General features: G+C 70.6%; 13 protein-coding genes. 9 read left to right on the plus strand and 4 right to left on the minus strand.

Annotated elements, in window-relative coordinates; genetic code table 11:
* Window positions 1–31: 31 nt before the first annotated feature.
* The 3 genes from ACIA8L_RS00070 (at window position 32) to nadC (ending at window position 3,469) form a co-directional block, all read left to right on the plus strand.
* Window positions 32–889: a septum formation family protein gene (locus ACIA8L_RS00070; RefSeq protein WP_395898761.1), complete on the plus strand. Its 858-nt coding sequence runs from the start codon at window positions 32–34 to the stop codon at window positions 887–889.
* A 67-nt stretch (window positions 890–956) separates the two neighbouring features.
* Window positions 957–2,594, plus strand: coding sequence for an L-aspartate oxidase (locus ACIA8L_RS00075; RefSeq protein WP_395898762.1), 1,638 nt, complete (start codon window positions 957–959; stop codon window positions 2,592–2,594).
* Window positions 2,591–3,469 carry a carboxylating nicotinate-nucleotide diphosphorylase gene (nadC, locus tag ACIA8L_RS00080; protein ID WP_395898763.1) on the plus strand — a complete coding sequence of 293 codons (879 nt, stop codon included), beginning with the start codon at window positions 2,591–2,593 and terminating at the stop codon, window positions 3,467–3,469. The genes ACIA8L_RS00075 and nadC overlap by 4 nt, the downstream gene beginning before the upstream one ends.
* Here the strand turns inward: nadC and ACIA8L_RS00085 are convergent.
* Window positions 3,466–5,370: a hypothetical protein gene (locus ACIA8L_RS00085; RefSeq protein ID WP_395898764.1), complete on the minus strand. Its 1,905-nt coding sequence runs from the start codon at window positions 5,368–5,370 to the stop codon at window positions 3,466–3,468. The two genes, nadC and ACIA8L_RS00085, sit on opposite strands and share 4 nt — an antisense overlap.
* Window positions 5,371–5,414: 44 nt before the next feature.
* On the opposite strand from ACIA8L_RS00085, the gene ACIA8L_RS00090 reads away from it, so the two are divergent.
* Complete coding sequence (locus ACIA8L_RS00090) at window positions 5,415–6,176, plus strand: type III pantothenate kinase (protein WP_395898765.1); 762 nt, start codon at window positions 5,415–5,417, stop codon at window positions 6,174–6,176.
* On the opposite strand, the gene ACIA8L_RS00095 is transcribed toward ACIA8L_RS00090, so the two are convergent.
* Complete coding sequence (locus ACIA8L_RS00095; protein ID WP_395898767.1) at window positions 6,173–6,970, minus strand: class I SAM-dependent methyltransferase; 798 nt, start codon at window positions 6,968–6,970, stop codon at window positions 6,173–6,175. The two genes, ACIA8L_RS00090 and ACIA8L_RS00095, sit on opposite strands and share 4 nt — an antisense overlap.
* Before the next feature lie 263 nt (window positions 6,971–7,233).
* On the opposite strand from ACIA8L_RS00095, the gene ACIA8L_RS00100 reads away from it, so the two are divergent.
* The 3 genes from ACIA8L_RS00100 to ACIA8L_RS00110 all read left to right on the plus strand — a co-directional run bounded on the left by ACIA8L_RS00100 (window position 7,234) and on the right by ACIA8L_RS00110 (window position 11,462).
* Entirely contained in the window at window positions 7,234–7,590 is a 357-nt protein-coding gene (locus tag ACIA8L_RS00100; RefSeq protein WP_395898769.1) for an Lsr2 family protein, read from the plus strand.
* A 419-nt stretch (window positions 7,591–8,009) separates the two neighbouring features.
* Window positions 8,010–10,547, plus strand: coding sequence for an ATP-dependent Clp protease ATP-binding subunit (locus ACIA8L_RS00105; protein WP_395898771.1), 2,538 nt, complete (start codon window positions 8,010–8,012; stop codon window positions 10,545–10,547).
* Between the two features lie 129 nt (window positions 10,548–10,676).
* Window positions 10,677–11,462 carry a hypothetical protein gene (locus tag ACIA8L_RS00110; protein ID WP_395898773.1) on the plus strand — a complete coding sequence of 262 codons (786 nt, stop codon included), beginning with the start codon at window positions 10,677–10,679 and terminating at the stop codon, window positions 11,460–11,462.
* On the opposite strand, the gene ACIA8L_RS00115 is transcribed toward ACIA8L_RS00110, so the two are convergent.
* Together ACIA8L_RS00115 and ACIA8L_RS00120 are read right to left on the minus strand one after the other, a co-directional pair.
* Entirely contained in the window at window positions 11,444–12,364 is a 921-nt protein-coding gene (locus ACIA8L_RS00115) for a polysaccharide deacetylase family protein (protein WP_395898775.1), read from the minus strand. The two genes, ACIA8L_RS00110 and ACIA8L_RS00115, sit on opposite strands and share 19 nt — an antisense overlap.
* Before the next feature lie 152 nt (window positions 12,365–12,516).
* Entirely contained in the window at window positions 12,517–13,356 is an 840-nt protein-coding gene (locus tag ACIA8L_RS00120) for an A/G-specific adenine glycosylase (RefSeq protein ID WP_395901642.1), read from the minus strand.
* A 190-nt stretch (window positions 13,357–13,546) separates the two neighbouring features.
* Between ACIA8L_RS00120 and ACIA8L_RS00125 the strand changes: the two genes are divergently transcribed.
* Both ACIA8L_RS00125 and ACIA8L_RS00130 read left to right on the plus strand, forming a co-directional pair.
* The gene (locus ACIA8L_RS00125; RefSeq protein WP_395898777.1) at window positions 13,547–14,056 is read left to right on the plus strand and encodes a glycine cleavage system protein R; all 510 of its coding nucleotides are present in this window, start codon (window positions 13,547–13,549) and stop codon (window positions 14,054–14,056) included.
* On the plus strand, window positions 14,053–14,571 hold the full coding sequence (locus tag ACIA8L_RS00130) for a peptide deformylase (protein ID WP_395898779.1): 519 nt from the start codon (window positions 14,053–14,055) through the stop codon (window positions 14,569–14,571). The genes ACIA8L_RS00125 and ACIA8L_RS00130 overlap by 4 nt, the downstream gene beginning before the upstream one ends.

Consider the following 14,571-nt stretch of genomic DNA (forward strand, 5'->3'; position numbering starts at 1 on the left):
GTTACTTACCGGTAACGCAGACTGCTTCCTCATGAAGCGGGCTGCGGTCATCGCCGTCGTCGTGGTGCTCGTCGGCGGCGGGCTGTACTGGATGTACCAGCGCGGACAAGGGCGCGACATCCCCAGCTCGCCGTCGGCCGGCGCACCCGCGGCCGGGACCTGCTACCAGGTCGACGCCAACGGGGCGAAGGCGGCGCTGCCGTGGGATGGCGACGCGGTCGACTGCGGCGGCTCGCACACCGTCGAGCTGTACCACATCGGGCAGGTCCCTCAAGATTTGTTGCACCGCCTCGACGACGCCAAGGGCGACGACGTGAAGGTGGTCCAGGCTCTGCTGTACGCCCAGGCCCGCCGGGTCTGCGTCATCGAGGGCCCGGCCTATCTCGACGGCGACTGGCACGCCGCCCGGGTCCAGGTCGTCGCCGCCTGGATCAAGCCCGCGACCGACGGCTTCTTCGGCTGCGGCCTGGCCGAGGTGACCGGCCCCGCCGGCGACCAGTTCACGCCGCGCACCGGCACGCTGAAGGGCGCCCTCAAGAATCCCGGTGCCCTGGCCGCCGCCTGCATCGCCGATCTCCGGTACGTGCAGTGCACGGACTCCCACGACGGCGAGTACGCGGGCGTCTACACCATCACGCCGCCCGAGGCCCCGTTCGACGAAGCGGGGGTCAAGTCGGCCGCGACCCGCGGCTGCACCTCGGTCGGCCTGACCTACCTGGGCCTGCCCGCGAACGCCGACCGCGCCGACCTGAGCCCGGCCGCCGTGGGCCCGAAGACAGCGAACGACTGGCTGGGCAGCGACCAGGCCTTCGCGTGCTACCTGATGAGCGCCAAACCCTTGAAGTCCACGGTGCACAACTTGGGCACCGCGCCGCTACCGGTGGCTTAGCGCCGGATTACGACAGGGCGACGAGTATCACCACCCGCGTAACACGGGCGTGATGTTGACTGTAGTGATGACTGCAGGCTTGAACGGGCCGATCGTCCCGCGTCGACTTGCCGGGCCACCGCCCGGGTGGTCGGAGCCGACCGACGTTGTCGTCATCGGGTCGGGGGTGGCGGGTCTGACCGCCGCGCTGCATCTGCGTGAAGCCGGGCTCCACGTCACCGTGGTGACCAAGGTGAACATCGATGACGGGTCCACGCGGTGGGCCCAGGGTGGGATCGCCGCCGTGCTCGACCCGCTCGACACGCCCGAGGCCCACGCGCAGGACACGCTGGTCGCCGGGGTCGGGCTGTGCGACCCGTTCGCCGTGGACGTGCTGGTGCGGGAGGGGCCCACGCGGGTCCGGGAGTTGATTCGGTGGGGGGCCGAGTTCGACCGGAACAACGACGGTTCGCTGATGCTGACCCGTGAGGGCGGGCACCACGCCAATCGGATCATCCACGCGGGCGGGGATGCGACCGGGGCCGAGGTGCAGCGGGCGTTGCACGCGGCGGTACATCGGGACCCCTGGATTCGGCTCATCGAGCACGCGCTCGTGCTCGACCTGCTCACCGACAAGCACGGCCGGGCCTGTGGCGTCACGCTGCACGTGCTGGGCGAGGGGGCCGAGGACGGCGTCGGTGCGGTCCAGGCCCGGGCGGTCGTGCTGGCCACGGGCGGGATGGGGCAGATCTTCGCGGCCACCACGAACCCGATCGTATCGACCGGTGACGGGGTCGCGCTCGCGCTGCGGGCCGGGGCCAAGGTCACCGACCTCGAGTTCGTGCAGTTCCACCCGACGGCCCTCGCGCTGGGCCACCGGGACTCGCAGCAGCCGCTGGTCAGCGAGGCGCTGCGGGGCGAGGGGGCCTACCTCCGCGACGGCGACGGCAACCGGTTCATGGTCGGGCGGCACGAGCTGGCCGAGCTCGCCCCCCGCGACGTGGTCGCCAAGGGCATCTACCGGGTCATGCGGGCCGAGGGCGCGAACAACGTCTGGCTCGACGCCCGGCACCTGGGCCGCGAGTTCCTCGAGGCCCGCTTCCCGACGATCGTCGCCTCGTGCCGCGCCTCCGGCGTCGACCCGGCCGTCGACCTCATCCCGGTCTCGCCGGCCGCGCACTACGCCTCCGGTGGCGTGCGCACCGACCTGCACGGCCGCACGTCCATCCCGGGCCTGTACGCCTGCGGCGAGGTCGCCTGCACCGGCGTGCACGGCGCCAACCGCCTGGCCTCCAACTCGCTGCTCGAGGGGCTGGTCTTCGCCCGCCGGATCGCCGAGGACATCGCCCGCGGGCTGCCCGAGCAGGCCGAGCCGCTCACCGACGACCGGCCCGCCTGGTCGGCCGACCCCGCCATCCGGCCGCAGCTGCAGGCCGCGATGTCGGCCCACGCCTCGGTCCTGCGCAGCGCCGACTCGCTGGAGCAGGCCGAGCAGGCGCTCACCAAGCTCTCGCTCGACCGGGCCGCCGCCAACGTGGCCGCCTGGGAGGCGAGCAACCTGCTCACCGTCGCCAGTGCCCTGGTCGCGGCCGCAACGCAGCGGCAGGAGACCCGGGGCTGCCACTGGCGGGAGGACTTTCCCGACGCCAGCGACGTGTATCGGGGGCACTTCTTCGCGGCCCTCGACGACGCCGGCGCGCTCACGGAAACCTGGGAGGACGTGTGAAGCTGCAAACCGAGGCGGAACTGCGCAAGGTCGGCCTCGACCCGGCGGCCGTCAGCGACATCGTCGAACGCACGCTTACTGAGGATCTCGGGCCCGATCGCCTCGACGTCACCAGCGTCGCCACCATCCCCGAGGACCAGCTCGACGACGCCGACATCGTGGCCCGCGCGGACGGGGTCGTCGCGGGGCTCTGGGTCGCCGTCGCGGTGTTCGAGGCCACGTCGGCCGGCAGCACGGCCGAGGTCCGCAAGCGCGATGGTGAGCGGGTCGTCCGCGGTGACGTCCTGGCGACCATCCACGGGCCGACCCGGGGGCTGCTGACCGCCGAGCGCTCGGCGTTGAACCTGCTCTGCCGCATGTCCGGGGTCGCCACCCACACCCGCCGCTGGGCGGACCTGCTGGAGGGCACCAAGGCGCTCGTCCTTGACACCCGCAAGACCACGCCGGGCCTGCGGATCCTCGAGAAGTACGCGGTCCGCGCGGGTGGCGGCACCAACAAGCGCATGGGCCTCTACGACGTCGCCATGATCAAGGACAACCACAAGCTGGCCGCGGGCGGCATCACGGCCGCTTACGAGCGGGTCCGGGCCGCGTTCCCCGAGGTGCCGGTCCAGGTCGAGGTCACCACCGTGGGCGAGGCCGTCGAGGCGGTCACCGCGGGCGCCACGTTCCTGCTGCTGGACAACATGAAGCCGGACACCCTGCGCGAGGTCGTCAGCGCGGTCGGTGGCCGGGCCGAGCTCGAGGCCACGGGCAACCTGACCTTGGCGACGGCGGCCGAGTACGCCGCCACCGGCGTCGACTACCTCTCCGTCGGCGGCCTCACGCACTCGTCGCCGATCCTCGACATCGCGATGGACCTCCGCCTGCATTAGCGCGGCGGGAATGCCGTCGTCACATACTGGTCGATGCGGTGGTACTGCCAGTCGGTGGGAACGATCCGCCGGCACGGCTCCTGGCCACCCACGCAGATCACCGCATCGACCGACGTGACGTCCCCAGGCGGCTGTCCGGGCACATTGGACTGCAGTTCGACCAGTTCACGGTCACGCAGTTCGATTTGGAGGGGGTACTCCCACAGGTCCCCGTCCAGCACGAGTCCGACCCGCTGGGCGCCGGCCGCGCGCACCTCGTCGATCGCGGTGCGATACCCGGTGGCCTGGTCCGGCATCCGGGCGAAGCGCTCCTGCCAGTCGTCGAGCTCGAACACCGAACCCTGGCCGATGAGCCGGCGCGGCTGGCCGTAGAACACCGCGACGTACCCGTGCGCGGCCCCGGCCAGCATGATCACCGCCACCAGCGCGGCCAGCGACCGGCGAAGCCACGCCCGGTCGACCTGGACCGCGCGCTCCAGCACGTAACCGGCGAGCGGCGCACCGACCCCGAACGCGGGCAGGATCAGGCGGTTGCCCCAGTACTGCCACTTGACGATGGCCGCGGTCGTGAGCAGGGCGCCGAGGACCAGCAGCGCGTAGCCCCGGGTCCGCCGCCAGGCCAGCCCCAGCGCGGTGGCCAGCAGGACCAGGCCGGACTGGACGGGGTAGGGGGAGCGGTCCTCGTCGGGCTTCCACCGGTCGCCGGGGAAGATGCTGCGCCACTGGGTGATGCCCGGGTCGTTCGGGTCCACACCGACCGCGTCGGCCACCCCGACGACCGTGCGGGAGATTGCCTCGTTGACCGCCTCCACCGGGCTGAGCAGCGTCGACGCGCCGAGGCGGAGGCCGTTGACCAGGACCGCCGGCGGGTCGTGCCGGGTCGTGGAGAGGGCCTCGCGGTAGCCGGGCGGCCCGAACGGTGAACCGAACGCCTCCTGGACCCGCAGCAGCGACGGCCCGGCCATGGCGGCACAGGCGAGCGCGACGGCGACGGCGCCGTACACGAGCGGCATCGTTCGCTTTCGCCGGATCTGCTGGAAGGCCCAGTAGGCCAGGACCGGCAGCAGGGCCATGACGCCAGTGGACTTCGTCACCATGATGAGCCCCGCAGCCCCGGCCAGGGTCAGGGTGTTGGCCCAGCCGGCCGGCTGCTCGCGGGCGTCGAGGGCCAGGGTCGCGGCGCAGACCACCCAGGCGGTCACGATCAGGTCGTTCTGGGTGCTGGTCGACTCCAGCGTGATCGCGGGCGCGGTGAGGAACACGGCCGCAGCCAGCCACTGCCCGAGCCGGCCGGCCCCGAGCTGGCGCGCGCACCGGGCCACGGCGAGCGCGCCGAGCAGCCCGGCCGCCCACTGCAGGAGGTTGAAGGTCCCGTCGGTGCCGGTGAGCAGGCGCAGGTGCAGCAGGAGCAGCTCGGCCCCGGGCACCAGGATGATCTGCTGGGTCTGCACGGTGGGGAAGTTGCCGAGGTTGTGGTCGGCCACCCAGTGCTCGATTTTGGCCAGGTGGTAGCTGTTCGAGTCGAAGTTGTTCGGCGAACTGGCCACGGCGAGCACGAGTTCGCTCAGCACCAGCAGCCCGAGGACGATCGCGACTGTCCATTCGGGGACGGTGAGCCGTGGCCAGGTGGGCTTGGTCGGCCTCGCAACGATCGAGCGCCAGGCCAGGTAGCCGGAGCCGAGGGCGGCCAGGAGCCACACGAGCAGGAACGGTACCGGCGAAACCCAATCGAACAGCGAGAACAGCTCCGCGCACAGGACCGCGCACGAAGCGACGGCGACGGACGCGCGGATGACGGCCAGGGAGCGGTCGGCCGTGGCCCGCGGGCGGAGGGCGACCGCCGCGAACGCCAGCGTGACCAACGGCAGCAGCGCGAGCAGCACGCGGGCGTTCGGGATCATTGGCACGCGATCGTAATTGAACGGCCGTTGGTTAGGCTTCCGGGGTGCTGCTCTGCATCGACATCGGGAACACCAACACGGTGCTCGCCACGTTCGAGGGCGAGAAGATCGTCCACTCGTGGCGGATCAAGACGGACGCCCGGGACACCGCCGACGAGCTCGGCCTGCTCTACCGGGGGCTGCTGGCCGCCGACGCGGTGTCGCTGACGGGCATCGCGGCCTGTTCGACCGTGCCCGCCGCGCTGCGTTCGCTGCGCACGATGCTGCAGCGTTACTACGGCGACGTGCCCACCGTGGTCGTGGAGCCCGGCGTGCGCACCGGCGTCCAGCTGGCCATCGACAATCCGAAAGAGGTCGGCACCGACCGGGTGGCCAACACCCTGGCCGCCTACACGCTCTACGGCGGGCCCTCGATCGTCGTGGACTTCGGCACCTCGACCAACTTCGACGTGGTGTCGGCCCGCGGCGAGTTCCTCGGCGGTGTGCTGGCCCCGGGCATCGAGATCTCGGTCGACGCGCTCGCCGCCCGCGCGGCCCAGCTGCGCAAGATCGAGCTGGTCAAGCCGCCCCGGGTGATCGGCAAGAACACCGTCGAGTGCCTGCAGTCCGGTGTCGTCTACGGGTTCGCGGGCCAGGTCGACGGGGTGGTGCGCGGGGTGACCGCCGAGCTCGGCGGGGAGGTCAAGGCCGTGGTCGCGACCGGCGGCCTCGCCCCCATCGTGATCGGCGAGTGCCAGAGCGTCACCCATCACGAGCCGATGCTCACGCTGATCGGCCTCCGCCTGATTTTTGAACGCAACACTTAAAACTTGGCCGCTCGGTAGGTGTAGGTCACGTACGGCAGTTCGAAGCGCTCTGCAGCGCCGAAGGTCTGGCCGGCGAGTTCGCGTACGCGCTGCTCAAGGGCCACCCGCGTGTCGGCGTCGGAGACGAGATAGTAGGAGCGCGACCGGATCAGATCCACCAGAGAGTCGATCGTGTGGGGCGTGCTCCACTTGAAAAGCTTCAATTCGGCGGTACTGAACAGAGGCCCGAACTCATCAGGAGTGAGCTCCCGCTCGTCGATCGCCGAGCGGGCCCGATGGCCGTCGAAGACGTCGGACAGGGCGGCCACCCACGGCACCGACTCGTCGCGCACATTCCAGATCGGGATGAACCGGCCGCCGGGCTTGAGCACCCGCGCGATCTCGGTGTGCGCGGGCTCACCGGCGAACCAGTGGTATGCCTGCCCGGCGGTGACCGCGTCCTGACTTTCCGCGTCGACCGGAATGGCGGTCGCACTGCCGGCCCGGGCATCGCCGTCGATCTGGCGGCGCATTTCGTCGTCCGGCTCCACGGCAATGACGTGGTGGCCGAGTTCGCGCAGCTGGCGGGTCAGGATCCCGGTGCCGGCGCCCAGGTCGACAATCCGCTGCTCAGCGCCGTCGAGCGCCCAGCGCAGGGCGTCGAGTGGATAGCGCGGCCGGATTCGGTCGTAGAGGTCGGCGGCCGCTCCGAAGGAAGACGCGTGTTTGCTGAAGTCCACACCGCCAACCGTACGCCGCAGGGCATTCTCGGGCGTCGCGATGTTCGTGATCACACATAGCAATGCGCCCGACACGGATCTGTACGGATGACATTGCTTCAGAGCTATTTTTGAACTCGCACGTGCAGGTCGCACCCCCACCTGGACCTCGTGCATCGTCTCCGGAAGGGGCCGCCGATGGGCATCGGCGAATCGGCCGACGTTTGCTTCAGTGAAACGAACCCTTTGGCCTTGGTGCGAGTGGCCGGTTTTGGCGTACCGTTGACGCGGCGCGGCCTTACTACGTTATCTTTGCATTCGCACAACGCGGGGCGGGCTTCCTCGAAGGGAATACGACAGTGGCCAAGCGGACCATCCATGTGCTGGTCGACGACCTCGACGGCGGAGAAGCCGACGAGACGGTGAAGTTCGCGCTCGACGGCGTGCAGTACGAGATCGACCTGTCCAAGAAGAACGCAGCGAAGCTGCGCGATGCGTTCAAGCCCTTCCTGTCGGTCGGCACCAAGGTCGGGCGGGGTGGCGTGGTCGTCGGCGGGCGGGCCGCCAGCGCGCGCGGCCGGGGCGGCGCGGCGGCCGATCGCGAGCAGAACAAGGCGATTCGGGAATGGGCGCAGAACAAGGGCATCAAGGTGTCCGACCGCGGCCGCATCAAGCAGGAAATCGTCGACCGTTATAACGCCGAAGCGGGCCGATAGCGCGCGTTGACCGTTTCGTAGCGGATCCGGACCGCCCGCGAAGTTTGTTCGGCCGCGTACGATTCCAGAACCTTCAGACACCCACCGTAGCGGTTCAGTTACGGTGGGTGTGGTGCATCCGGGGCTCGGATTTCGCTCTTGGCGTACGCGGGGGACTGCAGGAACAGACAGCCGGATGCGACCGTTGAGGCAAAGCACCGGGTACATGACGTTCCCGGCGGGTAGTCAACGACGGACCGAGGGCACCGGCGGCCGTTTGCGAGGAGCGGCAACGCCGCACACCCCGCAATGAGTCGGCCCTCGGCGATAGAGTGATGGCACGGTCACGTTGGCGTCCGACAGAGCTTCGGCGTGGCGACCCTCTGATTCGGGGTTCCGCGAGAAGCGGCGGCGACGGACACGGCACGTGAGGAGCAGGGATGTTCGAGCGGTTCACCGACCGAGCACGAAGGGTTGTCGTCCTGGCGCAGGAAGAAGCCCGGATGCTCAACCACAACTACATCGGCACCGAGCACATCCTGCTCGGCCTCATCCACGAGGGTGAGGGCGTGGCGGCCAAGGCGCTCGAGAGCCTCGGCATCTCGCTGGAGGGTGTCCGCCAGCAGGTCGAGGAGATCATCGGCCAGGGCCAGCAGGCGCCGAGCGGGCACATCCCGTTCACGCCACGCGCCAAGAAGGTGCTGGAGCTGTCGTTGCGGGAAGCTCTGCAGCTCGGGCACAACTACATCGGCACCGAGCACATCCTCCTCGGCCTGATCCGGGAGGGTGAGGGCGTCGCCGCCCAGGTGCTGGTCAAGCTGGGCGCCGACCTCAACCGGGTCCGCCAGCAGGTCATTCAGCTGCTCTCCGGCTACCAGGGCAAGGAGCCGGCCGCGGCCGGCACCGGCGCCCCCGGCGAGGCCGCCCCGTCCACGAGCCTGGTGCTCGACCAGTTCGGTCGCAACCTCACCCAGGCCGCGCGCGAGGGCAAGCTCGACCCGGTCATCGGCCGGGAGAAGGAAATCGAGCGGGTCATGCAGGTGCTGTCCCGCCGCACCAAGAACAACCCCGTCCTCATCGGCGAGCCCGGCGTCGGCAAGACCGCCGTGGTCGAGGGCCTGTCCCAGCGGATCATCAAGGGCGAGGTGCCCGAGACCCTCAAGGACAAGCAGCTCTACACCCTCGACCTGGGCGCGCTGGTGGCCGGCTCCCGCTACCGCGGTGACTTCGAGGAGCGCCTGAAGAAGGTGCTCAAGGAGATCCGCACGCGCGGCGACATCATCCTGTTCATCGACGAGATTCACACGCTCGTCGGTGCGGGTGCGGCCGAGGGCGCGATCGACGCGGCGAGCATCCTCAAGCCGATGCTGGCCCGCGGCGAGCTGCAGACGATCGGCGCGACGACGCTCGACGAATACCGCAAGCACCTCGAGAAGGACGCCGCCCTCGAGCGGCGCTTCCAGCCGATCCAGGTGGGTGAGCCGTCGCTGGCCCACACCATCGAGATCCTCAAGGGCCTGCGGGACCGCTACGAGGCGCACCACCGGGTCACGATCACCGACGCGGCCCTGGTGGCCGCAGCGACCCTGGCCGACCGCTACATCTCCGACCGGTTCCTGCCGGACAAGGCGATCGACCTGATCGACGAGGCCGGGGCCCGGATGCGCATCCGCCGGATGACCGCGCCGCCGGACCTGCGCGACTTCGACGAGCGCATCGCCCAGGTCCGCCGGGACAAGGAGTCCGCGATCGACGCGCAGGACTTCGAGCGGGCCGCGCAGCTGCGTGACAAGGAGAAGCAGCTGCTGGGCCAGAAGGCGCAGCGGGAGAAGGAGTGGAAGGCCGGCGACCTGGACGTCGTGTCCGAGGTCGACGACGAGCAGATCGCCGAGGTCCTGGCCAACTGGACCGGCATCCCGGTCTACAAGCTGACCGAGGAGGAGACGGCCCGCCTGCTCCGCATGGAGGACGAGCTGCACAAGCGCCTCGTCGGCCAGGAGGATGCGGTCCGCGCGGTCTCCAAGGCGATCCGGCGCACCCGGGCCGGCCTGAAGGACCCGAAGCGCCCGTCCGGCTCGTTCATCTTCGCCGGCCCGTCCGGCGTCGGGAAGACGGAGCTGTCCAAGGCGCTCGCCGAGTTCCTCTTCGGCTCCGAGGACGCGCTCATCCAGCTCGACATGTCCGAGTTCCACGACCGCTACACGGTGTCCCGCCTCGTCGGTGCGCCTCCCGGCTACGTGGGCTACGACGAGGGCGGCCAGCTGACCGAGAAGGTCCGCCGGCGTCCGTTCTCGGTGGTGCTCTTCGACGAGATCGAGAAGGCCCACCCGGACGTGTTCAACACCCTCCTGCAGATCCTGGAGGACGGCCGGCTCACCGACGGTCAGGGCCGCATCGTGGACTTCAAGAACACGGTGATCATCCTGACCACCAACCTGGGCACCCGTGACGTGGCCAAGGCCGTGTCCCTGGGCTTCCAGGCGTCGGAGGACAACGAGTCCAACTACGAGCGGATGAAGCAGAAGGTCAACGACGAGCTGAAGCAGCACTTCCGCCCGGAGTTCCTCAACCGCATCGACGACACGATCGTCTTCCACCAGCTCATGCAGGACCAGATCCTGGGCATCGTCGACCTGATGATCGCCCGGATCGAGACCCAGCTGCGCAATAAGGACATGGGTCTGGAGCTCACGGACAACGCCAAGAAGTTCCTGGCCAACAAGGGCTACGACCCGGTGCTGGGCGCGCGGCCGCTGCGCCGCACGATCCAGCGCGAGATCGAGGACGCCCTGTCCGAGCGCATCCTGTTCAACGAGCTGCGCCCGGGTCAGATCGTCGTCATCGACTGCGAGGGCGACCCGGCCCAGTTCGAGAAGTCGAAGCTGGTCTTCAGCGGGGCCGAGCAGCCGGCCGCCGTGCCGGACGCCGTCCCGGCCGAGCTGGCCGGTGGCGCTTCGTCGGACGAGGCTTCGGCCTGACCGGAAGTTCGTAAGCGAGGCCGCGTGACGGGTTTCCGTCACGCGGCCTCTGCCGTTTTGACACTTTTCCGAGTCGTACTCGGGACTCGAGATGCTTCGGCCATACCTGCGGCGGGTATGTTGCGCGGCGTGAGTAAGGGGCGGGTACCGTTCGGGTCCGGACGAGTCGGGCGGCGGGCGGTTCACCGGCCCATCGCCCGCCCGGGCCTGCTGGCCCGGCTCGACGCCGCCCCCGGCATCGTCGTGCTGACCGGCGGCGCCGGAGCCGGGAAGAGCACCCTGCTGGACGCCTGGAGCGGCACCGCGGTCGACGGGGTCACCGCCGCCGACGTGGACGAGATCCTCCGCCGCCATCCGGGGCCGAAGCTGGTGCTCGCGACCGAGGAGGAGCTCGCCATCCCCGGCGCCGTCCAGGTCTCCGCCCGCGAGCTGGCGTTCGCCGAGGACGAGACCTACCAGGTCCTCGCGGCCGCGTTCGGGGACGCCGAGGCGGCCGACGTCCTCGCGCCCGACCTGCACCTGCTGACGAACGGGTGGCCGGGGCTGGTCGCCTTGGCCGCCGTCTGGCTCGCGCAGCAGCCGGCGCTCGAACGGCGCGAGCGGCTGCTCACGCTGGCCCGCGCCGAGATCGGACTGGCCGAGTACCTCGTGCCGGCCGTGGTCGCCGGGCTCTCCGACGGCGAGCGGGAACTCGTGCGGCGGCTGGTGCACCTGCCGGGCATCGACGCGCGCACCGCCGACCGCCTCGACATCACCGAGGACCTGGCCGCCGTTCCACCTTTTGTGCAGGAGCTGTTGCGGCGGCCCGGCTGGTTCGTTGTTCCGGAGGGATGGAAGGCGGCGCTCAGGGCCGAGTTGCCCTTGAGCGCCGCCGAAGTATCGCGACTACAGGCCCGCTACGACGCCGGCAGGTAGTCGACCAGCAGGGCCGGGGTCAGGCCGCCCGCGGCGATCGCCTGCAGGGCCGCGATGAAGTCGTCGACGAAGCGGTCCCGGAAGTGCATCAGGATGATGTCGCCCTTCTGCACCGTCTTGCCCTCCTGGTAACGGACGATGCCCTTGTCGACCGTCTCCTTCCAGAAGAACCCGGCCTGCAGGCCGCAGTCGTGCGCGACCTTCAGCGTCGTCGCGTCCTTGTCCCCGAACGGCGGGCGGAACAGCTTCGGGCGCTTCCCGAACATCGTGGCCAGCTGGTCGGCCGAGCCGCAGATCTCGTGCTTCTGGAAGTCGTAGGACTTGCCCTTGAGATTGGGGTGGGTCAGCGTGTGCGCCTCGATGTCGGCGCCGGCGTCCCGCAGCTGCTTGAAGTAGTCCGGGTTGTCCTTTATCGCGTTGATGGTCAGGAACAACGTGACCTTCACACCCGACTCGCGCAGCAGCTCCAGGGCCTCGGGCCGCTTGACCCAGCCGTCGTCGATGGTCAGGAACGCCACCGGTTGGTCGGTCGGGATGCGCGCGAAGTAGGGGGCGCCGGCCCCCTCGGGCAGCCCGATCCGCACCGGCGTCGGAGGCTGGCCGAATTTCGGCAGCCGGCCCGCGTAGGTGCTGCCGGCCGGGGGCGGTGCCGCGGTGGTCGCGGTCGCGCTGGGCTGACCGGCCTTCGTCGCGGTGACCACGGGCGTGGCCGTCCCGGCGTCGCCGGGCTGATCGTCGCCGGGCTCGTCCGACGCACCTGGTGCCGCCGAGACCGAAGGGGCGGGGGCGCCGTTGAACTGCGCGTGGCCGGGGCCGCTGTCTTCGTCGCACGCGGCAACCGCGAGCGTCAGCACGGTGACCGCGCTCAGCACCGCCCCGAGGCGACGGACATGAGAAAGCACAAAGCTGAGACTAGCGTCGGAGTTCCCTCGGAGAACCACCCCTTAGGGGCATCCGCTCCGGTGAATAACGCCACCCGTCCGGCCTGCAACCTAACCCGGCAGCGTGTACGTCTTCCCCCCGAACTGCCGCGGTGCGACAGAACCCGGCCGGGTCAGCCGGGCAGCGTGTAGGTCTGCTCCCGCTGGTTGACGAGGCCGTCGGTGAGCAGGCCGGCGAGGGCGCGGCGGCGCTGGTCCTCGTCGGGCCAGACCGCGTCCAGGTGCTCCGCCGGGACCGGGTCGTCGCTCGCGCGCAGGACGGCCATGAGCAGGCCGCGGACATAGCGGTCGGTGCCGTGGTAGCGCTGCGAAGGCCGCGTCGAGTCGGGCGGCGGTGCACCGGCGAGGCGCCAGGCGCACACGTCGGCCAGCGGGCACTCGGGGCAGCGCGGGGCGCGGGAGGTGCAGATCAGAGCACCGAGCTCCATGAAGGCGATCGAAGCCCGGGCCGCCTCCTCGTCGTCCTCGGGCAGCAGGGCCTCGACCGCGCGCAGGTCGGCCGGGGTGGTGTTGGCGCCGCCGTCCGCGGTGCCGGCGACGGAGCGGGCCACGACCCGGCGCACGTTCGTGTCGACGACCGGGTGGCGCTGGCGAAAGGCGAACGCGGCCACCGCGCGGGCCGTGTAGATGCCGATGCCGGGCAGGGCGAGGAGGGCCTCGACGTCGTCGGGCACCACGCCATCGTGCCGCTCGACGATCGCCGTCGCGCACGCGTGCAGCCGCAGCGCGCGCCGCGGGTAGCCGAGCCGGTCCCAGGCCCGGATGGCCTCGCCAGGCGGGTCGGCGGCCAGGTGCGCCGGCGTCGGCCAGCGCTCCATCCAGCGCTTCCAGGCCGGCTCGACCCGCGACACCTGCGTCTGCTGGAGCATGACCTCGGAGACGAGCACGCTCCACGGCGAGGCGTCGGGCTGGCGCCACGGCAGGTCGCGGGCGTTCTCCGCGTACCACCGCATCAACGTCCTCGCGATGCCGCCAGCGGCGCCCGTCGCGTCGTCGGCCCGGCTCGACGGGCTGCGGCCGGCGCCGGTGGCCGGGCCGCGGCTCGCGTCTGCGGCCGGGCGCCCGCGGCGGGCGGTGGCGGCCGAGGGCACGGGAGCGGTGGTCTGTGGGTTCCGGTGATTGGCGATACGCAAGGATATAGCCGTGAACGAGTACGCCGTCACGGTCATCGGCCACGATCGGCCCGGCATCATCGCCGACGTCGCCGAGCACCTGGCCCGCCTTGGCCTCAACCTGACCGACTCGACCATGACCCGGCTGCGCGGGCACTTCGCGATGACGCTGGTGTGCTCGGGGCCGCCGACGGCGGCCGAGGTCGAGGCGGCGCTGGAGCCGCTGACCGTCGACCGGACGCTGCTGGTGACCGTGCGCAGCGTGCTGGAGGAGTCCAGCTACGAGGTGACCGGCACCCATCACATCCTGACGGTGCACGGGGCCGACCGGCTCGGGATCGTGGCCACGCTGAGCCGGACCGTGGCCGAGGCCGGGGGCAACATCACCGACCTGACCACGCGGCTGTCCGGGCGCCTCTACGTCATCGTCGCCGAGGTCGACGTCACCGACCCTGAGCGGCTCGACGCGGCCCTGCACACCGCGGCCGAGCGGCTGGGTGTCGAGGTGTCGCTGCGGCCGGCCGACACGGACGTGCTGTGAGCGAACCGACCGGCGCGGTGCTGCCCGTCGTCCGCGCGCCGGCCGCGGTGCTCGGGACCGCCGCCGCGGCCGTCGACCCGTGCGCGCCGGAGATCGTGCGGCTGGCGGCGGATCTGGTCGCGACCATGAAGGTGTCGCCGGGGTGTGTCGGGCTGGCCGCGCCACAGGTCGGAGTCGGTGCGCAGGTGTTTGCCGTGGACGTCACGGGGCATCCGAAGGCGCGGACAGTGCACGGAGCGTTCGTGCTGTGCAACGCTCGGGTGCTCGAAGCCTCGCAGTGGCAGAAGGGGCGCGAGGGCTGCATGTCGGTGCCCGATCTGACCGGCGATGTCAAGCGGGCCAATCGGCTCGTGGTGGCCGGGTTCGCTCCGGGCAGTACCGAAGAAATCGAGATTGTGACGGACGCCTTCGAAGCGCGGGCGCTGCAGCACGAGATCGACCACTGCGCTGGCCTGTTGTTTCTGGACCGGGTGGCCGGCGCGCACGCGGTGTATGCGCGCAAAGTCTATCTCTGA

It is taken from the genome of Dactylosporangium sp. NPDC051541 (genome assembly GCF_044454505.1).
Classification (GTDB): domain Bacteria; phylum Actinomycetota; class Actinomycetes; order Mycobacteriales; family Micromonosporaceae; genus Dactylosporangium.